Below are 23,915 nucleotides of genomic sequence, written 5' to 3' on the forward strand. Positions count from 1 at the left end.
GTATACCGGAGGTATACTTGCGTCATGGCTGACACCACCGTCAAGGTCGACCCCGCTGTCCGTGACCGCCTCATGGTGCTCGCCCGAGAGCGCGGGATGACCATGCGCGACCTGATCGCCGAACTCGCGGGGGCCACGCCCACGCAGGAGGAGCTGCGCAAGCGGTACGAAGAGGCAAAGGCGTACTGCGAGACGCACTTCGGAGTGACCTTCACCGACGAGGAGCACGACCGGGTGGAGAAGATCTGGCAGGACCTTGAAGCCGGTCGGCCGGTGGACAGTCTGTGAGCGCGATGAGGACCGGTTCCACCGGTGTCGTATTCGACGAGTCCGCGCTGCTGGCGCTCGGCTCGGGAAATTCGCTGGCCTCCCACTTCGTGGCGAACACGGAGCACGGGCCCACCCGGCATGTCTACGTCCCCGCACTCTGCCTGGCCGCCGCCGACGGCATGCGCAAGGGCGTCGCGGACCACATCGGCGCGCTTCCGGCCGTCGAGATCGTGGAGTTGGACTTCGCCGGTGCCTCCACGGTCGGCGCGCTGCTGCGTGACGGCGTGGAATGGCGGCTCGGGCACGCGGTCCATCTGTCCCGGCCGACGGTCGACTGGCCCGACGGGCGCCATGTGGTGACCGTCGACCCCGACCTCTACGCCGACATGCCCCTCGTCCGCACCATCAGGCTGCCGCACCAGCGGTAACCGCATTACGGCCGGGGCACCTCTCCGCCTGGCGCCCCGGCCGTCAGCTGAACACGATCATCGACCCCTGCGCCAGGCTCCGCGTCGCCGCCGCGTGCAGGCCGAGCCAGACGTGGCGTTCGCGGGCGAAGGGGCTCGGGTCGTAGGGGGCCGGGTTCGCCGGCTCCTCCAGGTCGGTGGGGGCAGAAGGGGCCTGCGGGGCCGCCGGCGGGTTCGCAGGGTCGATGCCGATCGACGGGGCGACGTACTCCAGCTCGCGCAGCAGAGACTGGGAGGAGCCCAAGGGGCCGCCGCTCGCGAGGAGCTCGTCGCTGGAGAGCGGGTTCGGGAAGTCGACCGGGACGTACGCGCCCGCGTGGTCGTAGTGCCAGACGAGGTGGGACTGCTGGGCCGTCGCTTCGAACATCTCCAGGAGCTGCTCGTAGTCGCCGCCCAGGTCGTCGACCGGGGTCACCGGCAGACCGCAGACCTGGAGCAGGTACACGCGGCGGAGGAAATGGAGCGCGTCGTAGTCGAAGCCGGCCACCGGGGCCACCTCGCCGGACAGGCCCGGCATGTACTGGTACACCGGCACCGGCGGCAGCCCGGCCTCGGCGAGCACCTTGTTGTATTGCGCGAGTTCCTCGGCGAACGGGTTGTCGGGCGTGTGGCACAACACGTCGACGAGCGGTACCAGCCAGAGGTCACAGGCCAAAGAGGGCTCCTCATATCAGCGCGATATCAGCGCGTTCACAGCAAGTGCTCAGCTAGGTGGTCAGGGAAGAGTAATCGGTGCGGCGCCGGTCAGCTCCCCTCGTGCAGGTCCCATACCCAGACCCCACCCGTCCACTTACCGGGTTTTCCGGTCAGAGCCCGGACCGCCTGCCGCAGCTTGTCGTCGTTGGGCTGGGGGGCGACCACCAGGACGCCCGCCTTCCAGTACGCGAAGTCCTTCGCCGCCTGCGCCCGCCAGTTCTTGCCGATCACCGGCACCTTCCCGCTGTAGCGGACGTCCCGCAGCATGCTGGAGGTGTAGCGCGGGACGGCACCGTAGATACCGATGCGGTCGTCGCCGTAGGGGCCGTTGAAGTATCCGCCGGGGAGCTTGAAGCCGACGTCCGCCGACGTCTGCCAGTGCAGCGCCTCCGCGTACCCGGGATCGGGGAGCGGGATCGGGACGAGGGACTCGCCCTTCCCTACGTACGACTTCCACATCCCGCTCGCGATGAACTCCGGCACCGCCGTCCGCTGCTCGGACTTGAGCGGGGCGGGGACGATCGGGAGCACCGCGAGCGCGATGGCGAGCAGGCCGAGGTACTGGGTGCCGATACGGCGGGTGGCCAGCACCTTCTCGATCGCGAGCGCGAGCAGCACACCCAGCGCCGGGGCACAGATCATCGCCACCCGGCCCTCGATCACCGACTCGAAGAGCGGCAGCTTCCGCACCAGCGCCCAGGGGCCGGGATACACCGTGTCGGTCAGCGGGACGCGGATCTTCGGGCCCAGGGACAGGACGGCCGCGGCCACGGACGTGAACGCCAGCGCCTTGACCAGCGGCCGCTCCCACAGCCGTACGACGATCCCGAAGGCGAGCAGGACCAGCGGCCAGCCGTAGAAGGCGTTCTGCTCGGTGGGGTTGAGGGCGAGCTCGTTGGCGCGGCCCGCGTCCCCGAAGAGCAGCGAGCGCTCGGCGAAGGCGAGAAGCGAGAGCGGGCTGTTTCCGGCGTTGTCGCCGTGCAGGACGCTGTGGTAGCTCTGCGCCCCGGCGAACTGCCAGTAGAGCGGGAAGGCGACGACCGGGAGGCAGACCGCGCCCGCGATCAGCAGGCCCTTGCCCAGCGGGCGCCAGGACTCCTTCGCCACCTGCGGTCGTACGGCCGCGTAGGCGACGGCGAACAGGACCATGCCCAGCGCCGCCAGCAGGAACGGCTCCTCGCCCAGGAAGATCTGGTACGCGGCCATCAGACCGAGCACGATCCCGTCCCGCCGGACCCGGGCGCCCGTGGCCAGGCGCAGGGCACGGTCGATGATCAGCGGGATCATGAACAGGATCACGAAGTTGGGGTGCGCGTTGGCGTGGCTGACCATCGGCGGCGCGAAGGCCGCGAGGGCCGCGCCGAGGAAGGCGGCACCCCGGTGCCGTACCACCCGCTTCACGATCAGCCAGTACCAGGCGACGGCGGTCGCGGTCAGGCCCAGCGCCATGCAGACGGAGAGCGAGACGGCCGGTCCGGCCAGGAGCGTGAGCGGGGCGAAGGGGACGGAGACGCCGAGCATGACCGTGTTGGCCATCAGGTTGACGCCGTCGGGGAAGTTCTGGAAGTCGGAGAAGAGCGGGTTGCGGAAGTGCGCGAGGTTGTCCGCGGTCACCGCGAAGAACCACTCCCACTGGTTCTGGTCCTGGAGGGAGTCGGTGAGATAGCGGTGGTCCGGGTCGAAGAAGCGGCCCGAGTAGAGGGCGATCGACAGGGCCAGGAAGAGGACCGTAACCAGGAGGTCGGCCGGGCGCAGGCGGCGCAGCCGGAGGCGGGCCAGGTCCGCGAGGACCCTCGGGTAGGCGAGCGGGCCGACCTTGGAGCCGGGCTGGTGGCTCCAGCGGACCGGCACCTCGGCGATGGACCCGCCACCCCGGTGCAGATGCTGGAGGACCTCGACGTCGATGCCCCAGCCGTCGAGGCGGGAGTCGGCGAAGGCCTCGCGGGCCCGGTCGCCGTCGAACAGCTTGAAACCGCACTGGGTGTCCTTGATGCCGGGCACCGCGGTGGCCCGTATCAGCAGGTTCCCGGCGCGGCCGAGCAGCTCGCGCAGCCGGTGCTGGTGGTCGGATATCTCCGCGCCCGCCACCGCGCGCGAGCCGATCGCCGCCGCGTTGCCCTCACTGAGCGCCTTGTCGAGCCGCTCCAGCTCCTCGATCGGGGCCGCGAGATCGGCGTCGGTCACCAGTACCCGGCGGCCGCCGCTGGCGGCTACCCCGAGGCGCAGGGCGTTGCCCTTGCCGCGGTTGCGCTCAGCGGTGACCAGCCGGACCTGCGGATGCCCTAAGGCGGCGACCTCGCGCGTCCCGTCGGTGGAACCGTCGTCGGAGACGATCACTTCCCAGGTGCCGAAGCGGGACTCGTTGTCGGCGAGGTAACGGGTGACGGCGTCGAGCGTCGGGCCGAGCCGTCCCTCCTCGTTGTACGCGGGGATGACCACGGACAGGTCGACGGTCTCCGGGGGCGCGGTCATCCGTTCTCCGACAGACGCTCGATGAGGGCGAGGGAGTGTGTGTTGTACGCGGTGACGATCCCCCGGGCGGCCTCGGTGTCCCGCCGGGACAGCGCGTCGACCAACTCCGTGTGCCGGGACCACAGATACCCGCGTAGATCGGGCAGCCGGCGCAGCTGCTGCACCGCGCACACCCAGGACTGCACGCGCAGCCGGTGCAGGAAGTCCCCGAGATAGGGGTTGCCGAACAGCGTGGACAGCTCCCGCCAGAAGCGCAGGTCGTAGCCGATCAGCACGGTGAGGTCGCCGGCGGTCGCGGCCCGCTGGGCCTCCTCGCCGCGCCGGCGGACCGCCGCCAGGGCGGCCGCGACCCGCGGCTCCTGGGGGTCCTTGAACGCGGGGTGGTGGCCCTCGGCGAGGGCGTGGAACATCCCGTCGATGACCAGGCTGCGGGCCTCGATCATGTTCCGGTAGTCGGTGAGCGAGTACTCCGGGACCCGGAAGCCGCGGTGCTGGTCGGCGTCGAGGACGCCCTGCGCGGACAGGTCCACCAGCGCCTCGCGGACCGGTGTGGCGGAGACCCCGTACTGCTCGGCGATCTCCTTGACCGTGAACTCCCGGCCCGGCTGGAGGCGCCCGGCGAGCACCTCGTCACGGAGCGCGTCCGCGATCTGCTGGCGCAGGGTACTGCGGGTCACAGCGCCGTTGCCGGGCATCGTCGGGTGCCTCTCCTCACGCATTCGGGTGACGTGCTCGCTTACATGTACATCTACGAGCACGCCACCTTACGCGTTCGGGTTGCATGAGCGCCCCTTTAGGGGCGCGGGGAACTGCGCGCTCAGCCCCCACCGCCCCGCACCCGAAATCGGCGCCCTTACACCGTGTACTCGTCGGCCACGCTCAGCGCAGCGTCGAGCGCCGCGAAGCCCTCCTTCAGCTCCGCCTCGGTGACGTTGCACGGCGGCACGACATGCGTCCGGTTCATGTTCACGAACGGCCACAGACCCTGCTGCTTGGCGGCAGCCGCGAACGCGGTCATCGGTGCGTTGGCCTCCCCGGCCGCGTTGTACGGCACCAGCGGCTCCCGGGTCTCCCGGTTCCTCACCAGGTCCAGCGCCCAGAACATGCCGGTACCGCGCACCTCGCCCACGCTCGGGTGCCGCTCGGCCAGCGCGGCCAGGGCGGGCCCGACGACGTCCGCGCCGAGCCGCTTGGCGTTCTCGACGACGCCTTCCTCCGCCATCACGTTGATGGTGGCGACGGCGGCGGCACAGGCCAGCGGATGCCCGGAGTACGTCAGCCCGCCGGGGTAGGGCCGCCTGGCGAAGGTCTCGGCGATCCGCTCGCTGATGGCGACACCGCCGAGCGGCACGTACCCGCTGTTCACGCCCTTGGCGAAGGTCATCAGGTCGGGTACGACCCCGAACAGGTCGGCGGCGAACCACTCACCCGTGCGCCCGAACCCGGCCATGACCTCGTCCAGGACGAAGACGATCCCGTGCCTGTCGCAGATCTCCCGGACACCGGCCAGGTACCCGGCGGGCGGCACCATGATCCCGGCGGTCCCGGGGATGGTCTCCAGGACGATCGCCGCGACCGTGCCCGGCCCCTCGAACGCGATCGTGGTCTCCAGGTGCTCCAGCGCCCGCGCGGTCTCCTGCTCCTCCGTCTCCGCGTAGAAACGGGAGCGGTAGAGGAAGGGCGCCCAGAAGTGCACGACCCCTGCGGCGGCGCCGTCGGAGGCCCAGCGGCGCGGGTCGCCGGTGATGTTGATCGCCTGCTGGGTGCCCCCGTGGTACGAGCGGTAGGCGGACAGCACCTTCGGGCGGCCGGTGTGCAGCCGGGCCATGCGGACGGCGTGCTCGATCGCGTCCGCGCCCCCGTTGGTGAAGAAGATCTTGTCCAGGTCGCCGGGCGTCCGCTCGGCGATCAGGCGGGCCGCCTCCGACCGGGCCTCGACGGCGAAGGCGGGCGCGAAGGTGGTCATCCTCGCGGCCTGCTCCTGGATCGCGGCGACGACCTTCGGATGCTGGTAGCCGATGTTGGTGAAGACGAGCCCGCTGGTGAAATCCAGGTAACGCCTGCCGTCGTAGTCCCAGAAGTACGACCCTTCGGCGCCGGCCACGGCCAGCGGGTCGATGAGGTCCTGCGCGGACCAGGAGTGGAAGACATGCGCACGGTCGGCCGCCTTGACGGCGGCTCCGGCCTGCGGACTGGGCTGAGGGGTCATGGCGCCGAGCCTAGGAGTACCCGGTGCGGACGCGATATCGGCGACATGTTCCATGGCCAGGGGGATTCCGCGACAGGTTGTCCACAGCCCGTGGACACAGCCGCGGATACACCGGAGCGAACGGTACCTGTTACGGAACCGTAGACAAGGCGGGTCCCGGCTGCCGGAGCGGCCGGAATATTCTCGGCTCGATCACAAGTGTGGAGAAGGGGCGGATCTGCCATGGAGAAGCTGGGGCCCGGTGATCCGCAGCACATCGGGAAGTACCGGCTGCTGGCGCGGCTGGGCGCGGGCGGCATGGGGCACGTGTATCTCGCCCGGTCGGAGCGCGGCCGTACCGTCGCCGTGAAGCTGGTACGGACGGAACTCGCCGCGCAGGAGGACTTCCGGGCCCGCTTCCGGCAGGAGGTGCGCAACGCCCAGCGGGTCGGCGGGTTCTGGACCGCGCCCGTCCTGGACGCCGACACCGAGGCCGCCGTGCCCTGGGTGGCCACCGGCTATGTCGCCGGACCGAGCCTCCAGCGGGTCGTCGAGCACGACCACGGGCCACTGCCCGAGCGGTCGGTGCGCATCATGGCCGCCGGGCTGGCGCACGCGCTCACCAACATCCACGCGGCCGGGATCGTCCACCGCGACCTCAAGCCCTCCAACGTGATGCTCACCATAGAGGGACCCCGGGTCATCGACTTCGGCATCGCGCGGGCGCTGGAGACCCTCCCCGGCGAGGGCATCACCCAGACCGGGTCACTCGTCGGCTCGCCGGGCTTCATGGCCCCCGAGCAGGTGCGCGGCGACCGGATCACCCCGGCCTCCGACGTCTTCAGCCTCGGCTCGGTGCTCGCCTACGCGGCCACCGGCCGGCTCCCCTTCGGCTCGACCGAGGGCGGCGCACACGCGCAGCTGTTCCGCATCGCGCAGGAGGAACCCGACCTGTCCGGGGTCCCCGAGGGCATCGCCGACGTGGTCCGCGACTGCCTCCGCAAGGACCCGGCGACCCGCCCCTCCCTGGACGCGATCCTGGCGAGGACGGGAGCGGTCGACACGGTCGAGGAGGGCCGCTCCAGGGACCCCTGGCTCCCCGGTTCCCTGGTGGCCCAACTGGGCCGCCACGCGGTGGAGTTGCTGGAGGTGGAGGACCCGACGGTGTACGGGACCGTGGCGGAGGCGCCCCGAAGCGGGTCGGCCGACCAGTGGGCGCGGGGCAGTGCTGAATCCGCGGCCGCCGCCGCGGGGGTGCGGCCGGCCCCGAGCCACCCGCAGCCGGCCTTCGACCCGCCCTCCCCCGAACACGCCCCCGCCCACCCGGCCTACGGCTACCCGAACCAACCCCACCAGCACCCGCAGCCGTACAACCCCTACACCACCCCCCACACCACCGTCGCCACCCCCGAGCCCACCCAGCCGCTCTACACACCCCCGCCGCTCCCGCCGTACGACCCCACCCCCGACGGCGAGTCCCGCCGTACCTCCCGTTCCACCGCGCTCCTCGTCACCGTCGCCCTGGTCGTGCTGCTGGCCGCCGGCGGCTCCGTGTACGCGCTCATGAACAACGGCGGCGGCGACGACAAGGCGGGCGGCGCCGCCACCCCCACCCCCTCGGCGACCGCCCCGACCTCGTCGGGGGAACCGACGCCCAGCGAGTCGCCCTCCTCCTCGGCCCCCGCCGCCGACACCGTGCCCACGGCCTTCCTCGGCACCTGGACCACGGCGATAGACAACTCCACCGGCCACAACACCCGCGAACTGACCATCCGCCAGGGCGCGGTGGGCGACACGGTCCTCACCCTGGTCGCCGACGGCCCCGGCTACCACTGCGAGTTCGACGCGAAGCTCGCCGCGCAGCCCGGCTCGGACGGCCCGCTGGAGATCGGTCCTTCCTCGGTCACGACAGGCAAGCCCCGTTCGTCGTGCAGCGCCGGAAAGGCCACCGAGGTGACCCTGCTGTCGGACGGCAGGCTGAAGCGGGTCCAGAAGGACGGCGAGGAGAGCCTCACGTACAGCAAACGGTGATCCGCACGCACGGGCAGGTGCCCGGTCGCTGAGCCGTGGTGGTCAGTCGAGGCTCACCCAGGTGCCCTGGGCGGCCGAGCGGCTCATCGCGTCGAGGGCGGTCGCGCTGTGCACGGCGTCCCGCAGGGTCGGGCCGTACGGGGTGTCCTCGGCGATGGAGCGCAGGAAGTTGCGGGCCTCGACGACCTTGAGGTCGTCGTAGCCCATGGCGTTGGCCGCGCCGGGCTGGAAGGCGCCGTACTCGCCGTGCCCGGGGCCTACGTGGACCGTGCTGACGGGCTGGTCCTGGTAGGAGGTGCCGCGGCTGACGCCGAGTTCGCCCATCCGCCGGTAGTCCCAGAAGACGGCGCCCTTGGTGCCGTGCACCTCGAAGCCGTAGTTGTTCTGCTCGCCGACCGAGACCCGGCAGGCCTCCAGGACACCCCGGGCGCCGGAGGCGAAGCGCAGCAGGCAGTTGACGTAGTCCTCGTTCTCGACCGGGCCGAGTGCGCCGCCGGTGGCCAGGGTGTGGCCGGCGGTGGCGCCGGTGGGGCGGGCGCGCTCCGGGATGAAGACGGCGGTGTCGGCGGCCAGCGACTCGATGTCGCCGAGCAGGAAGCGGGCCAGGTCGACGCCGTGCGAGGCGAGGTCGCCGAGGACCCCGCCACCGCCGCGGGCCCGCTCGTAGCGCCAGGTCAGGGCGCCGTCGGGGTGGGCCGCGTAGTCGCTGAAGAGCCGGATGCGGACGTGTGTGACGGTGCCCAGGTCGCCGGAGGCGATGAGGTCACGGGCGTACGCGACGGCGGGCGCGTTGCGGTAGTTGAAGCCGACCGTGCCCTGGACGCCCGCCTTCCCGACGGCGTCGGCGACCGCGCCGGCGTCCTCGGCGGTGAGACCGACCGGCTTCTCGATCCAGATGTGCTTGCCGGCCTCGGCCATGGCGACGCCGATCTCCCGGTGGAGGAAGTTCGGCGCGGTGATGCTGACGGCGTGCACGCGCGGGTCGGCGACGACCTCGCGCCAGTCCCGGGTGGTGGACGCGAACCCGAACTGTGCGGCGGCCTCCTCGGCCCGGCCCGGCACCTCCTCGGCGACGGTCACCAGCTCGGAGCGTACGGACAGCTGCGGGAAGTGGTGGGGGACCCGCTGGTAGGCCTGGGTGTGCACCCGCCCCATCCAGCCGAACCCGACGACGGCGACGCCGAGCGTACGCACCATGTGGCTGCCCCTCTTCGGACCGTTCCGGAGACTGTCCGCTCACGATGCGGGGCCGCTTCCGCCGATGTCAAGACATTAGGCCGTCTTAACAAATCTGCTCACCGGGGTTCCGGCGGCCGCTGTCTGGGCATGTTCGGGCGGGTTCCGTTCGTGCCCGGGGGCAGCGGGAAGCGGCCGTTCAGATGTCCCGCGTCCGCGCGGGGGCCCGCCGTCACCGTCGCCTGCATGCCGAGCGGTGCCGGGCCCGTGCGGAACTCCACCATCCAGTCGGCCGTCTCCGTGCGGACCAGCTCGGTCACGTCCTCCGAGAACCGCCGCAGCACCGCCAGGCACCGCTCGGCCGCCTCGCTCGCCGTGCCCTCCGCCGGTCCCAGCACCTCCCGCACGCTCTCCGCCGCCCAGTCGAACTGAAGCGCCTGAAGCCGTCGCTGCACGGCCTGCGCGGTCGCCATGTCCCTTATCCAGCCGGAGGTCACCCCGAAGAACCGGTCGATGCCGACGCACGCCACCGCCATCAGCAGCGCGAGGTATCCCCAGGGCGCGACCCCGCTGACCACCCCGGTGAGGTCGAGGAGCGGCAGCGCGGCGCCCAGTACCGCGCCCACGGCCGCGCCGCACCGCAGCGCCCGGGCCCCCCGCCGTTTCCACACCCGGTCCGACAGATACCACTCGGCGGTCACCAGTGCCCCGCGCTCCACCCACCGGTACAGCTCGTCGAGCCGCTCGGCCGGCTCGCCCCAGTCCCCGAGCGGGAACGGCCGCCCGGTCAGATCACCCGGCCGCAGTCCGGCCGCACCCTCGCCCCGCCCGTCCTGAGGCGGTCCCTCGGGCTGCATCTCCGGCTGGCCCACCCGGCACTCCCTACTGATCACAACCGATCACGTTCCGTGATATCAGACCGTCATTGCGCATGGCCCCGGCCCTCGCACTGGACGTGACAATGGATGCTGACGACGGGAACCCTTCCTACCGCCCAATGGGTGGCGAAGGCCTTGCTTTCGCCTCTTTTCCGCTCGGAAGTGGGCCTTGATCAGGTATAGGGCCGCCAGGATTCTCACTCGAAAGAGTGGCGGGGCGATGGCTGCGTCGACCACGTAGGCTCATCCACAGCAGAGCAGAACCAACAAGACACGGACGCGGACCCAGGAGCTGATCGTGATCCCCGGTGGTGGCCAGCCCAACATGCAGCAGCTGCTCCAGCAGGCCCAGAAAATGCAGGAGGACCTGGCACGGGCTCAGGAGGAGCTGGCGAACACGGAGGTCGACGGGCAGGCGGGCGGCGGCCTGGTGACGGCCACCGTGACCGGCGCCGGCGAGCTGCGCGCGCTGAAGATCGACCCGAAGGCGGTGGACCCGGACGACACCGAGACCCTCGCCGACCTGGTCGTCGCGGCCGTCCAGGCGGCCAACGCGAACGCCCAGGCGCTCCAGCAGCAGAAGCTCGGCCCGCTGGCGCAGGGCCTGGGCGGCGGCAGCGGAATCCCCGGTCTGCCGTTCTGATCCCACCGCCGTGATCACGCCGTTCTGATGTTCGTCGCCCACGCGACACCCGCACCGCCTTCCTAGGACAGGCGGCAGCCAACTACGGTACGTACCGAAAGACTCCAGGAAGGGCAGTCCGTTGTACGAAGGCGTGGTCCAGGACCTCATCGACGAGTTGGGGCGGTTGCCCGGCGTCGGTCCGAAGAGCGCGCAGCGGATCGCCTTCCACATCCTGCAGGCGGAGCCGACGGACGTACGACGGCTCGCCCAGGCCCTCCTGGAGGTGAAGGCGAAGGTCCGCTTCTGCGCGGCCTGCGGCAACGTGGCACAGGAGGAGCTGTGCAACATCTGCCGCGACACGCGCCGCGACCAGACGGTGATCTGTGTGGTTGAGGAGCCCAAGGACGTGGTCGCCATCGAGCGCACCCGTGAGTTCCGCGGCCGCTACCACGTGCTCGGCGGCGCCATCAGCCCGATCGAGGGCGTCGGCCCCGACGATCTGCGGATCAGGGAGCTGCTCGCCCGTCTGGCAGACGGCGCGGTCACCGAACTCATCCTGGCCACGGACCCGAACCTGGAGGGCGAGGCGACCGCCACCTACCTCGCCCGCATGATCAAACCCATGGGCCTGAAGGTCACCCGCCTGGCCAGCGGCCTCCCGGTGGGCGGCGACCTGGAATACGCGGACGAGGTCACCCTCGGCCGCGCCTTCGAGGGGAGACGACTCCTAGATGTCTGACGCCACACTGCACGCTACCGCCCAGGACCCCGACGACTTCGCGGTCCAGATCGCCGACCAGGTCGAGAGTTTCCTGGTGGCCGTCACGGAGGTGGCGAAGGGCGACGAGCCGGACTCGGCGGTCCCCTTCCTCCTCCTGGAGGTCTCCCAGCTGCTGCTGGCCGGCGGCCGCCTCGGCGCGCACGAGGACATCGTCCCCGACGAGCGCTACGAGCCGGACCTGGGCCCCGAGCCGGACGTCGACCAGCTCCGCGAGAACTTCGCGCGCCTCCTGGAGCCCATCGACGTCTACTCCGAGGTCTTCGACCCGTACGAGCCCCGCAGGGCGCCCGTGCCGGCCCGTATCTCGGACGACCTGGCCGACGTCATCACCGACCTGAGGCACGGCATGGCCCACTACCGGGCCGGCCGCACCACGGAGGCCCTGTGGTGGTGGCAGTTCTCCTACTTCTCCAACTGGGGCCCCACCGCCTCCGCCACCCTGCGCGCCCTCCAGTCCATCCTCATCCACGTCCGCCTCAACCAGCCCCTGGCGGAGCTGGACGGCCTGGACACGGACCAGGACACGATCGGCGACGAGACGCTGGAGTTCGAGGCGGGCCAGGTCATGCAGGAGGAGATCGGCGGGTCGCTGGGGCTGGGACCGGCGAAGAAATAGACGCGCGAACCTCTTCATGCTGCCCCCGACGGCTCCTGCATGGGCGGGCTCGGGGCTAACCTGGGTGCATGCTCGGGAGCGTTTCCGCAGAGCCCGAAGTTCGTTGTGCGGGGGGACAGTTGAGCGAGTCCAGTGAAACTGGTGCGGCCGATGAGGTCTTGGTGGGTGAGCCTTCGCTGGCGTTCTGGGTGTCGGCCGACGAGGACGACGGTTCCGATGCGATGGGGATGTTCGGGCGCGGCGGTGAGACCGTTCTGAGGCAGGTGCCGCTCGGGCCGCTCCGCAAGAACCTCACCGAGACGGTCACCGCACTCCAGCAGGTCTTCGCCGACGTGGCCGCACAGGACGGCACGCTGCCCCTGCGGGAGGCACAGCTGCAGTTCCAGGTAACGGCGAGCGGCGGTATCCAACTCGTCGGTACGTCCCAGGTGCAGGGCACCCGCGCGATCACGCTGGTCTTCCGGCAGTAGCACGCGCCCGGACGCGCATCATGGGCCGGATGATGGCGCTCCTGATCGGAGCGAGTGACTACGACGCACCGGGCATCGCACCGCTGCCCTTCGTCCCGGAAGACATGGCCGCGCTGGGCAAGGCCCTGCGGCAGCGGTCGTACGACGACGTCGTCATCGCCCGCCCGCGGAAACAGGTCAGCGCGAACTTCGTCAACCTGGAGGTGGGCCGTTTTCTCCGACGCTCCAGGTCCGGCGACACACTGTTGATCTGTCTTAGCGGGCATGGCTACCACGCCGGGGCGCAGGACTACTTCCTGCCGGAGGACGCGCATCCGGAGATCGAGCCCTTCCACACCGGCCTGGTCGCTCTCGACTGGCGGCGCGAGTTGCAGGCCGCACCGGCCGGCCGCATCGTGATTCTTGTCGATGCCTGCCGGGACGGGCTCCGACCGGGTTTCCACGGTGACACCATGAGCCCGAGCCTGGGCTGGTCGCGAGGCGACATCGACCATGCGTTGCACCAGAAGGTTGCGTGGGTGTACGCCTGCTCGGAGGGACAGAAAGCGCGGTTCGTACGCGCGGACGAACGCGTTCGTGACGGCGTCGACTGCGGCACGCGGTCCGGTGAGTCCTTCAGCCTCTTCTCCCGCGCGGTCCGGGACGTGCTGCTGGGCCACCGGGGCGCCTTGGACCTGCGCGCTCTGGAGGAGGACGTCCAGGACCGGGTGGAGGAACTGCACAGGGCCTACGGCAAGACGACGATCGTGCAGCGGGTGCGTATCCGCGGTGACCGCGACGACTTCCCGGTGGCAGGGCCTTTGGCGGACACGGAAGCGGAACCGCCGACCGAGCAGGACGAGGACGAGCGCTCGGACGGCTCCGACCACGGCCCTGCCGAGGACCCCTTGCGGAAACTGGCCTTCGCCCAGTACCGGTTCCTGCACCACGACGACGACGGCCCGCTACTCGATCTCGCCGCCACCGGTTCTCCGGCCCTCGTCGTCCAGCTGGCGGAGCTGGTCCCCGAGGAGGCACGGACACGCATCTGGGACGCCTGTGCGGTGCGCCGCCCTGGGCCGGCCCTGTTCGACCTGCTGCGAACGCTGCACGGCATGGGGCTGGAGAACACGGAACTCGCCGTGTTCAGCGCCGCGTTGCGTGTCCGTCCGGCGGACGAAGTGTTCCAAGGCGTACCGCCGGGGTCGGTGGAGGACACGTTCAACCGCTTCGCGACCACCCGGGACTCGGCCGGCGTGGTGGCGGTCGTGGAGGCGCTGTACGCAAGCGGGCTCGCCGAGAAGTCGGGGCGATTGCTGTACGGCACGGTGTGGAGCCGCCTGCCCGATGAACTCCCCGCCCTGGTCGCGGTGCTGAGACGGGCAGGACTGCTGCGCGCCGCGAATGCCGTCCTGGATCAATATGGTCGGCATTGCCCGAGTGATGGACTCGGCGCCGTGCTCGATGCGTTGAGCGGTCCGGGCGGGCGTCGAGGCGACCGCGAGCGGCTGCTGGCTGCGGCTGCAAGGCGTGCGGCGCCGGAACTGCTTGCCTGCGTCCAGGTGCTGCGGGCGGAGGAACGGGACCAGTATCTGCCCGCGTTGTTGGGCCACGTGGCGACGGCCGGACCGGTCGCGGTCGCCTTGGTGCTGCACCTCCTCGCTCGCGTCCCTGACACGGACATGTATGTGAACGTGGTACTTGAGGCAGCGGTCGATCGTTTGACGGTGACCCAATTGGTCGACGTCGTGAGGTCGCTGAGGGACGTCGGTCACGGTGAGGAGGACGTCGAGCACGATCTGGTCGACGACTTCCTGGGTCACTGCATCCGACGCCGGGGCTTTGTGGAGCTCCTCTGCCTGGTCAGGCTGCTCGGTTCGCGCTGGCTTGACCGGGATGTGCGGGTCGTGCTCGAACTGTGGCTGCGGGGCCGCCCCATCGACGAGTTGCCCCGCCTCATCGAGGCGCTGACCGTCAGCGGCCACGACGAGGAGGCCGAGCACGTTGTGGCCGGGGTCGCCGGGCTTGACGTGGCCGCCGTCGTCGACGTGTGCCGCGCGATCCGTACCGCCGGGATGGGCACGGAGGCAGTGCGGTTGATCGGGAGCCTGTTCTCGCCGGGGGTACGGGATGACCTGCCCTCGGTCTGCGAGGAGTTGTGCGATGCGGGAGCCGAGGACGACATTCGGGAGGCGGCGGAGAGGGCCGCGCTGCGGCTGCCGTTGGCCGAACTCTCCGATGCCCTGGTACCTCGAGCGCGCCTGACGAGATGGCACGTCTTTCTGCGCAACGCGGTGGCCGGGCGGCGCCCACTCGACGAGCTGACCGATCTGCTCGGCACCCTGAGCACAAGGGAGAACAGCGATGCCGGGCGACAGATGGGGGAGCGCGTGGGTGAGTACCGCCCCGTCGCCGACTTGCCCGGTCTGGTCGGCGCGCTCGGAGAAGCCGGGGCTGACGACGCGGTACGAACCATCTTGAAGGGGGCCAGTCGTCGGCCTGTGGTCGATCTGATCTTGCTGACCACCAGGTTGGGCGCGAGGGGGATGACCACGGAGGCCGACCAGCTGTTCGCCGTTGCCAGCCGAAGGGATCCCATCGGCTCTGCTACCGCCCTGGTGAACCTGTTGACGACCGGGGAGGCGACGGGGAGCGCCCGCAGGATGGTCGAACTGCTCTTAAGCGAAAATCCGTTCAAGGTACTGCGCGAACTGGTGACGGGGCTGCGGCGAAGCGCCCCGAACACCGCCGCCGATCATGTGCTGTGCCAGTTGGGCGGGTGGTCCCCGCCCGAGACGGTGGTCGAGGTGGTGCGTGGGATGCGAGCCGACGGGAGGGGCGGCGATGTGCCCCGTGATGTACGGCTCTTCCTTCGCGGCGTCGCCATGAGGGGAGGGGCAGGGAAGATATACGACACGATGCACCGTCTGGGGTCGGCGGAGCTTACTGCCGACGCCGGCACCATGCTGAGCTTGGCCGCCGAGTTGTCGGATCCGAGGGCTCTGGCGGAACTCATCCGTCAGCTGGACCGTGGAAGGATGCGTGCGGAGGCTCGGGAGGTGCTGGAAACGGCGGCCCAGGCCAGGCCGGTTCCGGAGATCGTGGAGTCTCTGCGTCGCCTGTTCTCCCGGGAGGAGATGGACTGGGCGCGGAAGTTCCTGGGAGCCGCCGCACGGCACCGTGATGTCCAGGAGCTCACCGACCTGCTGACGCTGCTCTGGGACGTGGCACCCGAGGCGCTGCGACAGGCGCGAATCCTGCACGGCCTGGCCGCCCACACCCCGCCGACGAGCCTGGCCCGGATCGCCGGTGCCCTGAACGGCGCCGACCGGTTCATGCCCGCCGTGCTCGTGCTGCGAGCCGCATTCGATCAGGTGGCTCCGGGGGATCTGGCCGGGCTGGTCCGGGGCCTGGGCATGACGAGGCCGGATCCAGGCACCGCAGCGCCCGCGCCCGAATGGCAGGCCTTTCGCGGGTTCCTCGCCGGACAACTGCTGCCCGCATTGCTGGACCAGGAGAGCGTTCTGCGTGAGGCGGGCCTGACAGCGGCCGCTTCGGCCGTGCTGGACTCCGCCGTGCGGCGTTCGGCCATGGAACTGGCCGCCGTCGTCAATGGGGCAGGGACGGGGCCGCTCGGCGAGAGCCGCGGCCGCCTGCTGACGGCGGCGGCTGAGGGCCGACGGTTGCCTGACGTACTGGAGGCCTTACGGCCCCTCGCGTCCCGGGAGCGCCTCGACCGCATCCTGGGCGAACTGGCCGAGTGTCTTCCGCCGGAGTTGCTGGCTGCCGAGGCGCTCCTGCCCAGTGCTGTCCAGCCCTGGGCCATGCGGATCTGTCCGCGGTCTGACCTTGTCTCGGCCATGGTGTACAAGGCATTGCTCGATCAGGACGGACTCGACCCCGGTTCGTTGGAGTTGTTCTTGAGGCACCGTGGGGTCACGGACGTGGTCCTGCTGCTGGAGTCACTGCGCAATTCGGGAGCGGCGTTCGAGGAAAGTGAGGACCCCGCGAGCCGCCGGCTGTTTCCCCGTCTCGCTGCAACGCTGGCCGCTGCGTCGCAGCCGGCGGAAGCCGCACGGTTTCTGCACGCCTACACCGGACCGTGCTCCACCGACGAACTGGTCCATGCTCTCCGGATGGCCAAGACGGACGAGCGCGCAGTGCTCATGGACCACTATGCCGGGATGCTGTCGCTTACGGAACTCTGCGACATCCTCGTGAAGTTGCGCCAGGGCAATGGCCCTGGCGAGGACACGACGTTTCCAGGGCTGTTGCAGCTCGCGCGCCGCAGCCATCCTTCTCGCGCCGAACTGGCCATCCTGAAGAAGGCCACGGACCCCGTCGTCCCGCAAACTCCCGCTCCCACACGCCGAAGTCGGCTTGCGAGTTTCTTCCGGAACGAGTAATCCCGGCGGTGGCTGCGACCGGAGCCCCGGGCTCCGAGCCCCGGGCTCCGAGCCCCGGGCTCCGAGCCTCGGGCTTCGAGCTCCTCCATTGGTTTCTGGGTTTTGGGGATGGTCGAAAACCAACCCAACCAGCCAAGCCTGAACGTGAGTTGAGCCCGCCTACCTCGAAAGAGTGACGTTCCGTGATCGGCTTGCGTCGGAACGTAAAGGCGCTCTAGGTTCGCGGCAATAGATCGGCCCCGGTCGGTGCGGGAACACCGGCTCCGGGGCCTCGACCTACTCATCGAATCGAGCTTTCGATGGCGGCTTACTGCCAGCCTAGTCCTGCCCTGCCGTCCCCGTCACACCCCATGGCCAAAACGGGTTACGGGAAGCGCTCAACAGGTGACGAAGACCCGCACGCGGACGCGGACTTCGCACACCTGAGCCCCCGTGACCGCGAGTTCGCCGTCTTCGTCGACCACCTCGACGACGGCCACGCGATGGGCTACAAGGCGATCGCGGCGGAACACCCCCGCTACGGCCAGCAGGCCACGCGTACGTCGCTGCGGCGGCTGAGCGACGCCGGTCACCTGAAGCAGATCAGGGAGCACATCACCGTCGAGGACAACTCGATGCGCTGGGTCACGCGGACGTACTGGTCGCGTACGCCCAGGTCACCGGAGTGGTGGGCGGAGTTCGCGCGCAAGCGCGACGGGAGGATCGTCGACGAGTACTACCGGCCGGGCCTGGCCCGTGCCGAGGAGGAGGACGCGGCGGAGAAGGCTGAGCCGGACACTGCGCCCGTCTGCGAGTCCGACACCGAACCGGCGACCAGCACGGCGTACCGGACCCTCGCCGGACTCCGTGACGCCGACCCCCGGATGCCGCTGTCCGAGTCCGACTGCCGGTCCCTCGAATCCCTCACCGCCGAGTGGCTGTCACGTGGGTCGACACCACAGGAGATCGTCCGCGCCCTGACGGACGGACTCCCGTCCGATGTCACCAACCCGGGCGGACTCGCCCGCAGACGACTGGAGGACAAGATGCCCCCGAAGAAGGCGAAGGTACGGCAGAAGGCCGCCCCGCGCCGCGCCCGTGTCACCCGCGTGATCATGTGCTGCGTCACCTGCGACGAGGACGAGCTGACGACGGAGATCGTCAACGGTCTGTGCCCCGAGTGCCGCGCGGAGATGGAGGCGGAGGAAGCCGGCGAGCCGCCCCTCGGATACGTCCCCGACACCTTCCTGCCGGGTCCGGGCCCGGACGTTGTGGATGTCGCCCGCCGGGCGGCGGAGGTACGGGCGGCAGGCGGCATGCGTCCGAAGCTCGGGAGTTCGCGGACCGGGAGGGACGTATGAGCGTGCAGGAAGTGCCGGTCAGGGCAGTATGGAGTCGAGGAGGCGACGCCATGACCCCCAGGACCGAGCACCAGCCGCAGATGTCCGTCGAGGAGTTCGAGCAGCTCGAACGCCATGCCCCCGAAACCGTGTGGCTGGAGTTCATCAATGGGAAGGTCCAGGTCAAGCCCTTGCCGGACGGCAACCACAGCGAGATCTACATGTGGCTCCTGGAACAGTGCATGCAGCTGCGCCCTGATCTGAGGCTGCATCCTGAGCGAGGCCTCAAGACGGAGGCGTATCGCAAGGGGCGCGCCCGCGCGGACGGCGTTCTCGTGCCCAAGGGCAGCCTCAAGGGTAAGGGCGAGTGGTCGGAAACCAGCGGCGTGGCGATGGCCGTCGAGATCACTTCGTTCGACTCCGACACCAACCAGCGCGACCGCGTCGAGAAGCCCGACGGCTACGCCGCCGCCGGCATCCCCGTCTATCTCCTCATCGACCGTGACGACTGCTCGATCGTCGTCTTCAACCAGCCGGAGGACGGCCGCTACCGGCACGAGGAGAAACTGCCGTTCGGAGCCGCCGTGAAGCTTCCGGAACCGGTGAACATCACTCTCGACACCGAGACCCTCAAGGAGTTCGTGGACTGAGGCGCCCTACCGCGACAGTCACAGCGTCCACACCCCCTTCGCCACCGCGGTCACCCCGCCCGTCAGGGCCAGCAGGAGGACCAGTCGGCGGGCGTGCCGGTCCGGCATGCGGTCGCCCACCGCGCGGCCGATCACCCCGCCCACCGCCATCGCCCCGCCCGCCGCCGCCCACTCCCCGGCGTTCAGTGCCGGTATCCCGTTCGCGGTCACCGAGAACGCGTTGACGACCACGCCGTAGAACTGCGCGTTGGGGACGAACTCCCGTACCGTCCAGCCCGCGTTGAGCGCGTACAGGGAGACCGGGGGGCCGCCCACGCCCGCCGCCGAGTTCATGAAGCCGCCCACCGCGCCGGCCGTCAGTGCCCCGGCCCGGCCGTGCAGCGCGGGGAGCCGGGCGCCCCGCATGACCAGCGCGACCGCCACCGTCACCAGGGCGCCCATCAGCAACAGAAGTAATGGCTGCGGGAGTTGCCGGGTGACCCAGGTGCCCGCCGGGACCGTGCAGGCCGCCGCCGCGCACAGCGGGACCATCGCCGCCGGGCGGACCCGGCGCCAGCCGCCCGCCAGGCCCACCACGCTGATCGCGCCCGCCGCGCAGTTCGCCAGGGCGACCCCCTGGGCCGGGCCGAGCAGCAGGATCAGGGCCGGTACGGCGACCAGCGCGAAGCCCATGCCGGTCAGCCACTGCACGCTCGCGCCCAGCAGCACGATGCCGGAGAGAAGGATCAGCGCCGTCATGGTGTACCTGCCTACACCAACGGTCGGGCAGCGCACTCCCTCGTCGCTGCCCTCCGGAGCCGGAATGGTTGATCCCGCCAGGTCAACCAGCCCGACCAGCCGACAAGGATCTCCCCGATGAAGCCGCTGCTCTCCTCCCGCCCCGTCCTGTGGTTCCTCTTCCTCTTCAACCTCGTCGTCGCCGCCGTCGCCCCCTTCGCCGTGGACGGCACACAGGGCGTGCTGACCGCCGTCGGCATGGGCGTCGTCTCGCTCGGCGCCGGGGTCAGCCTGCTGCGGGGCTGAGCGGACGCGAGCCGGCGGCACTGTGAGCCGGGGCACTTTCCGCGTGGTGTGCCGCGCACGGGGCATGTTCCGTCCCGGAAGCGAGCGGCGGAACACCCCGCCAGGACGTCTCACCATGCGGGAGCACGCTGGTGGAATTCGACCGCTCGTTAAACTGAGCCGACAGAGACAAACCGAGCGAGGAGCGCACGTGGGCCTTGTCGTGCAGAAGTACGGAGGTTCCTCCGTTGCCGATGCCGAGGGCATCAAGCGCGTCGCCAAGCGAATCGTGGAAGCGAAGAAGAACGGCAACCAGGTGGTTGTCGTCGTTTCCGCGATGGGCGACACGACGGACGAGCTGATCGATCTGGCCGAGCAGGTGTCCCCGATGCCTGCCGGGCGTGAGTTCGACATGCTGCTGACCGCCGGAGAGCGGATCTCCATGGCGCTGCTGGCCATGGCGATCAAAAACCTGGGCCACGAGGCCCAGTCGTTCACCGGCAGCCAGGCAGGCGTCATCACCGACTCGGTCCACAACAAAGCCCGGATCATCGACGTCACGCCGGGACGGATCAGGACGGCGCTGGACGAGGGCAACATCGCCATCGTGGCCGGGTTCCAGGGCGTCAGCGCGGACAAGAAGGACATCACCACGCTGGGGCGCGGCGGGTCCGACACCACGGCCGTGGCGCTGGCCGCCGCGCTCGACGCCGAGGTCTGCGAGATCTACACCGACGTCGACGGTGTGTTCACCGCCGACCCGCGCGTGGTGAAGAAGGCGCGGAAGATCGACTGGATCTCCTTCGAGGACATGCTGGAGCTCGCCGCCTCCGGTTCCAAGGTGCTGCTCCACCGCTGTGTGGAGTACGCCCGCCGCTACAACATCCCGATCCACGTCCGGTCCAGCTTCAGCGGACTCCAGGGCACGTGGGTCAGCAGTCAGCCGATTGGGGACAAGAAGGTGGAGCAGGCCATCATCTCCGGTGTCGCGCACGACACCTCCGAGGCCAAGATCACGGTCGTCGGTGTGCCGGACAAGCCGGGTGAGGCCGCCGCGATCTTCCGGACCATCGCCGACGCCCAGGTCAACATCGACATGGTCGTGCAGAACGTGTCCGCCGCGGCCACCGGCCTGACGGACATCTCGTTCACGCTGCCCAAGACCGAGGGCCGCAAGGCCATCGACGCCCTGGAGCGCAACCGGTCGGGCATCGGCTTCGACTCGCTCCGGTACGACGACCAGATCGGGAAGATCTCGCTGGTCGGTGCGGGTATGAAGACCAACCCCGGGGTCACCGCCTCGTTCTTCGAGGCGCTGTCCGACGCGGGCGTGAACATCGAGCTGATCTCGACCTCCGAGATCCGTATCTCGGTCGTCACCCGCGCCGACGACGTGCCGGAGGCCGTGCGCGCCGTGCACACCGCCTTCGGGCTCGACTCCGACAGCGACGAGGCCGTGGTCTACGGAGGCACCGGCCGATGACCGCCAAGCCGACGCTCGCGGTCGTGGGGGCGACCGGGGCCGTCGGCACGGTCATGCTCCAGATCCTGTCCCAGCGGGCGGACGTCTGGGGCGAGATCCGCCTGATCGCCTCCGCGCGCTCGGCCGGCCGCAAGCTGACCGTGCGCGGGGTGGAGGTCGAGGTCGTCGCGCTGTCGGAGGAGGCCTTCGACGGGATCGACGTCGCGATGTTCGACGTGCCCGACGAGGTGTCCGCGCGCTGGGCGCCCATCGCCGCGGCCAAGGGTGTCGTCGTGGTGGACAACTCCGGCGCCTTCCGGATGGACCCGGAGGTGCCGCTGGTCGTCCCCGAGGTCAATCCGCACTGCGCCCGCAGCCGGCCGCGCGGGATCATCGCCAACCCCAACTGCACCACCCTGTCGATGATCGTCGCCTTGGGCGCGCTGCACGCCGAGTTCGGGCTGCGCGAGCTGGTGGTGTCGTCGTACCAGGCGGTGAGCGGGGCCGGGCGGGCCGGCGTGGAGACGCTGCGGGCCCAGCTGTCGATGGTCGCCGGTACGGAGCTGGGCACCAAGCCCGGTGACGTACGGCGGGCCGTCGGGGACCTCACCGGGCCGTTCCCGGAGCCGGTCGCGCTGAACGTCGTACCGTGGGCCGGGTCGCTGCGCGAGGACGGCTGGTCGTCGGAGGAGATGAAGGTGCGGGACGAGTCCCGCAAGATCCTCGGGCTGCCGAAGCTGCCGGTCGCGGTGACCTGTGTCCGGGTCCCGGTGATCACCACGCACTCGCTGACCGTGCACGCCCGGTTCCAGGGCGAGGTCACGGTCGACGGGGCCCGGGAGATCCTGGACACCGCCCCAGGTGTCGTCCTCTTCGACAATCCGGCCGCCGGGGAGTTCCCGACGCCCGCCGACGTGGTGGGCACCGATCCGACCTGGGTCGGGCGGGTACGGCGGGCGCTCGACGACCCGACCGCGCTGGAGCTCTTCGTCTGCGGGGACAATCTTCGCAAAGGTGCCGCTCTGAACACCGCGCAGATCGCCGAGCTGGTGGCGGCGGAACTGACTGGCCGTTCAGGCCTGGCGGAGTTCGCGTGAACAGCCGGTGACCACGGCAAACGCCCCGGGTGGGAGCGGGCCCACATGCAGGGTCCGGGTAAGAAATGTGGCCATGAGCATGGTCCAAACCACTTGAATCCCGCCCCCTCGGCGTTCGAAGATTTTCCTCCCCGTCCTCCGCAACCACGCGGACGGCGGGGAGCGTCTTTGCGGTCGCGCTCTTACTGGGCGCTTACGCGGCCGGCCCTCGGGTCGTGAGGACGCATGATCCTGGCGTGGGGACGCCGTGATCGGGGCGTGGGGACGCCCGTTCAAATGGGATACAAGGGAAGAGCGGGACGCATGACGGCATGTGAGGCACCGCCGGGTGTATTGCCGGGCGCGCGGAGAACGGTCTCGACCGCGCGGGCCGGCCGACCCGGCATGCCCGGCGCGACCCCGCCCGGCGCGCCTGACACGAAAGTAATGCCCGGCACGTACAACCTCGACGGGGGTAGGCGTGTCCAACTGACGTGGCAGAGGTACTCGAACTCAGTGCGCCCCTCGGCGCGACGGCCCTGCGGCCGCCCCGCGCGGGCCTGCGGCCCCGCGTGTCCGGCGCGGCCGGCGGCATGCCGGTGATCGCGCCCATGCCCGCAGCGCGGCCCACCCGCATACCCAGCCAGCGCGACGGCACCGAGGAGACGGCGGCGGCCGGTACCACCGTCGACCACCTCACCGAGACCTACCGGGCGCACTACCGTTCGCTTCTCGGCCTCGCCGCGCTCCTCCTCGACGACACCGCCTCCTGCGAGGACGTCGTCCAGGAGGCGTTCATCCGTGTCCACTCCGCCCGCAAACGCGTCCGCGACCCGGAGAAGACCCTGGCCTATCTCCGCCAGACGGTCGTCAACCTCTCCCGCTCCGCGCTGCGCCGCCGCATCCTCGGCCTCAAGCTCCTCTCCAAGCCGATGCCCGACATGGCGAGCGCCGAGGAGGGCGCCTACGACCAGCTGGAGCGGCGCGACCTGATCCAGGCGATGAAGGGCCTGCAGCGCCGCCAGCGCGAGGTCCTCGTGCTGCGCTACTTCGCCGACATGACGGAGGCCCAGGTCGCCGAGACGCTCGGCATCTCGCTGGGCTCGGTGAAGGCGTACGGCTCGCGCGGCATCGCGGCGCTGCGGGTGGCGATGGAGTCGTTGGCATGACGGACAGCCCCGAGGGAGGCGACTCACATGATCGCCACGAGCCCTACGCTTGGCACGAGCCGACACGGGACGGTGCACCGGGGGACGGTGTGCCGCGCGGTGCCGGTCACGAGCCGCAGGGTTCCCGCGAAGTGGGGGAGCCGGTGCGGGATCATGAACCTGCCGGTCGGCGAGAGCCGGCG

At 70.3% G+C, this 23,915-nt stretch carries 21 protein-coding genes; 14 read left to right on the forward strand and 7 right to left on the reverse strand.

Annotation, left to right across the window (positions count from 1 at the left end):
- Positions 1-24: 24 nt before the first annotated feature.
- Together ACGFZQ_RS40205 and ACGFZQ_RS40210 are read left to right on the forward strand one after the other, a co-directional pair.
- Positions 25-288: a hypothetical protein gene (locus tag ACGFZQ_RS40205; protein ID WP_393844570.1), complete on the forward strand. Its 264-nt coding sequence runs from the start codon at positions 25-27 to the stop codon at positions 286-288.
- 5 nt (positions 289-293) lie between these two features.
- Positions 294-698, forward strand: a complete 405-nt coding sequence (locus tag ACGFZQ_RS40210; RefSeq protein WP_393844608.1) for a hypothetical protein — start codon at positions 294-296, stop codon at positions 696-698.
- Positions 699-741: 43 nt separating this feature from the next.
- Here ACGFZQ_RS40210 and ACGFZQ_RS40215 read toward each other — a convergent pair whose 3' ends face one another.
- From ACGFZQ_RS40215 to ACGFZQ_RS40230, 4 genes are all read right to left on the reverse strand, one after another.
- Complete coding sequence (locus ACGFZQ_RS40215) at positions 742-1,392, reverse strand: hypothetical protein (protein WP_351740475.1); 651 nt, start codon at positions 1,390-1,392, stop codon at positions 742-744.
- A gap of 89 nt (positions 1,393-1,481) precedes the next feature.
- Positions 1,482-3,905 carry a dolichyl-phosphate beta-glucosyltransferase gene (locus tag ACGFZQ_RS40220; protein ID WP_393844571.1) on the reverse strand — a complete coding sequence of 808 codons (2,424 nt, stop codon included), beginning with the start codon at positions 3,903-3,905 and terminating at the stop codon, positions 1,482-1,484.
- Complete coding sequence (locus ACGFZQ_RS40225) at positions 3,902-4,600, reverse strand: GntR family transcriptional regulator (RefSeq protein ID WP_393844572.1); 699 nt, start codon at positions 4,598-4,600, stop codon at positions 3,902-3,904. The genes ACGFZQ_RS40220 and ACGFZQ_RS40225 overlap by 4 nt, the downstream gene beginning before the upstream one ends.
- 158 nt (positions 4,601-4,758) lie before the next feature.
- Entirely contained in the window at positions 4,759-6,114 is a 1,356-nt protein-coding gene (locus tag ACGFZQ_RS40230) for an aspartate aminotransferase family protein (RefSeq protein ID WP_393844573.1), read from the reverse strand.
- 222 nt (positions 6,115-6,336) lie between these two features.
- Between ACGFZQ_RS40230 and ACGFZQ_RS40235 the strand changes: the two genes are divergently transcribed.
- Positions 6,337-8,124 (forward strand): protein kinase, encoded by a 1,788-nt coding sequence (locus ACGFZQ_RS40235; RefSeq protein WP_393844574.1) that lies wholly within the window; start codon positions 6,337-6,339, stop codon positions 8,122-8,124.
- Positions 8,125-8,166: 42 nt separating this feature from the next.
- Here the strand turns inward: ACGFZQ_RS40235 and ACGFZQ_RS40240 are convergent, their stop codons facing one another.
- Together ACGFZQ_RS40240 and ACGFZQ_RS40245 are read right to left on the reverse strand one after the other, a co-directional pair.
- A complete protein-coding gene (locus ACGFZQ_RS40240) occupies positions 8,167-9,321 on the reverse strand; it encodes a Gfo/Idh/MocA family protein (RefSeq protein ID WP_393844575.1) in 1,155 nt (384 codons plus the stop codon).
- Positions 9,322-9,419: 98 nt separating this feature from the next.
- A complete protein-coding gene (locus tag ACGFZQ_RS40245; protein WP_351708254.1) occupies positions 9,420-10,172 on the reverse strand; it encodes an SLATT domain-containing protein in 753 nt (250 codons plus the stop codon).
- A 304-nt stretch (positions 10,173-10,476) separates the two neighbouring features.
- Here ACGFZQ_RS40245 and ACGFZQ_RS40250 point away from each other — a divergent pair, with 304 nt between their 5' ends.
- From ACGFZQ_RS40250 to ACGFZQ_RS40280, 7 genes are all read left to right on the forward strand, one after another.
- Positions 10,477-10,821 carry a YbaB/EbfC family nucleoid-associated protein gene (locus tag ACGFZQ_RS40250; protein ID WP_351708258.1) on the forward strand — a complete coding sequence of 115 codons (345 nt, stop codon included), beginning with the start codon at positions 10,477-10,479 and terminating at the stop codon, positions 10,819-10,821.
- A gap of 121 nt (positions 10,822-10,942) precedes the next feature.
- Positions 10,943-11,542, forward strand: coding sequence for a recombination mediator RecR (gene recR / locus ACGFZQ_RS40255; protein ID WP_351740456.1), 600 nt, complete (start codon positions 10,943-10,945; stop codon positions 11,540-11,542).
- Positions 11,535-12,200, forward strand: coding sequence for a DUF5063 domain-containing protein (locus ACGFZQ_RS40260; protein ID WP_393844576.1), 666 nt, complete (start codon positions 11,535-11,537; stop codon positions 12,198-12,200). The genes recR and ACGFZQ_RS40260 overlap by 8 nt, the downstream gene beginning before the upstream one ends.
- A 161-nt stretch (positions 12,201-12,361) precedes the next feature.
- Positions 12,362-12,670, forward strand: coding sequence for a hypothetical protein (locus tag ACGFZQ_RS40265; protein WP_393844577.1), 309 nt, complete (start codon positions 12,362-12,364; stop codon positions 12,668-12,670).
- Positions 12,671-12,699: 29 nt separating this feature from the next.
- Entirely contained in the window at positions 12,700-17,055 is a 4,356-nt protein-coding gene (locus tag ACGFZQ_RS40270; RefSeq protein WP_393844578.1) for a caspase family protein, read from the forward strand.
- A 350-nt stretch (positions 17,056-17,405) separates the two neighbouring features.
- Entirely contained in the window at positions 17,406-18,395 is a 990-nt protein-coding gene (locus tag ACGFZQ_RS40275) for a hypothetical protein (protein WP_393844579.1), read from the forward strand.
- A gap of 50 nt (positions 18,396-18,445) precedes the next feature.
- A complete protein-coding gene (locus tag ACGFZQ_RS40280) occupies positions 18,446-19,024 on the forward strand; it encodes a Uma2 family endonuclease (protein WP_393844580.1) in 579 nt (192 codons plus the stop codon).
- 18 nt (positions 19,025-19,042) lie between these two features.
- Here the strand turns inward: ACGFZQ_RS40280 and ACGFZQ_RS40285 are convergent, their stop codons facing one another.
- Complete coding sequence (locus ACGFZQ_RS40285; protein WP_393844581.1) at positions 19,043-19,762, reverse strand: TSUP family transporter; 720 nt, start codon at positions 19,760-19,762, stop codon at positions 19,043-19,045.
- A gap of 117 nt (positions 19,763-19,879) precedes the next feature.
- Here ACGFZQ_RS40285 and ACGFZQ_RS40290 point away from each other — a divergent pair, with 117 nt between their 5' ends.
- The 4 genes from ACGFZQ_RS40290 to ACGFZQ_RS40305 all read left to right on the forward strand — a co-directional run bounded on the left by ACGFZQ_RS40290 (position 19,880) and on the right by ACGFZQ_RS40305 (position 23,733).
- Positions 19,880-20,047 carry a hypothetical protein gene (locus ACGFZQ_RS40290; protein WP_351740448.1) on the forward strand — a complete coding sequence of 56 codons (168 nt, stop codon included), beginning with the start codon at positions 19,880-19,882 and terminating at the stop codon, positions 20,045-20,047.
- Positions 20,048-20,237: 190 nt separating this feature from the next.
- Positions 20,238-21,509 (forward strand): aspartate kinase, encoded by a 1,272-nt coding sequence (locus ACGFZQ_RS40295; RefSeq protein ID WP_351740445.1) that lies wholly within the window; start codon positions 20,238-20,240, stop codon positions 21,507-21,509.
- On the forward strand, positions 21,506-22,585 hold the full coding sequence (locus tag ACGFZQ_RS40300; protein ID WP_393844582.1) for an aspartate-semialdehyde dehydrogenase: 1,080 nt from the start codon (positions 21,506-21,508) through the stop codon (positions 22,583-22,585). Before ACGFZQ_RS40295 ends, ACGFZQ_RS40300 begins: the two co-directional genes overlap by 4 nt.
- Before the next feature lie 473 nt (positions 22,586-23,058).
- Positions 23,059-23,733, forward strand: a complete 675-nt coding sequence (locus ACGFZQ_RS40305) for a SigE family RNA polymerase sigma factor (protein WP_393844583.1) — start codon at positions 23,059-23,061, stop codon at positions 23,731-23,733.
- Positions 23,734-23,915 lie beyond the last annotated feature (182 nt).

It is taken from the genome of Streptomyces sp. NPDC048254, from assembly GCF_043201895.1.
In the GTDB taxonomy this organism is placed as follows: domain Bacteria; phylum Actinomycetota; class Actinomycetes; order Streptomycetales; family Streptomycetaceae; genus Streptomyces.

Coding starts and splice junctions, on each gene's coding strand:
- ACGFZQ_RS40275 (WP_393844579.1), top strand. CDS start 17,406: ATGGCCAAAACGGGTTACGGGAAGCGCTCAACAGGTGACGAAGACCCG.
- ACGFZQ_RS40300 (WP_393844582.1), top strand. CDS start 21,506: ATGACCGCCAAGCCGACGCTCGCGGTCGTGGGGGCGACCGGGGCCGTC.
- ACGFZQ_RS40225 (WP_393844572.1), bottom strand. CDS start 4,600: ATGCCCGGCAACGGCGCTGTGACCCGCAGTACCCTGCGCCAGCAGATC.
- ACGFZQ_RS40230 (WP_393844573.1), bottom strand. CDS start 6,114: ATGACCCCTCAGCCCAGTCCGCAGGCCGGAGCCGCCGTCAAGGCGGCC.
- ACGFZQ_RS40270 (WP_393844578.1), top strand. CDS start 12,700: ATGATGGCGCTCCTGATCGGAGCGAGTGACTACGACGCACCGGGCATC.
- ACGFZQ_RS40205 (WP_393844570.1), top strand. CDS start 25: ATGGCTGACACCACCGTCAAGGTCGACCCCGCTGTCCGTGACCGCCTC.
- ACGFZQ_RS40290 (WP_351740448.1), top strand. CDS start 19,880: ATGAAGCCGCTGCTCTCCTCCCGCCCCGTCCTGTGGTTCCTCTTCCTC.
- ACGFZQ_RS40220 (WP_393844571.1), bottom strand. CDS start 3,905: ATGACCGCGCCCCCGGAGACCGTCGACCTGTCCGTGGTCATCCCCGCG.
- ACGFZQ_RS40285 (WP_393844581.1), bottom strand. CDS start 19,762: ATGACGGCGCTGATCCTTCTCTCCGGCATCGTGCTGCTGGGCGCGAGC.
- ACGFZQ_RS40260 (WP_393844576.1), top strand. CDS start 11,535: ATGTCTGACGCCACACTGCACGCTACCGCCCAGGACCCCGACGACTTC.
- ACGFZQ_RS40210 (WP_393844608.1), top strand. CDS start 294: ATGAGGACCGGTTCCACCGGTGTCGTATTCGACGAGTCCGCGCTGCTG.
- ACGFZQ_RS40280 (WP_393844580.1), top strand. CDS start 18,446: ATGACCCCCAGGACCGAGCACCAGCCGCAGATGTCCGTCGAGGAGTTC.
- ACGFZQ_RS40235 (WP_393844574.1), top strand. CDS start 6,337: ATGGAGAAGCTGGGGCCCGGTGATCCGCAGCACATCGGGAAGTACCGG.
- ACGFZQ_RS40240 (WP_393844575.1), bottom strand. CDS start 9,321: ATGGTGCGTACGCTCGGCGTCGCCGTCGTCGGGTTCGGCTGGATGGGG.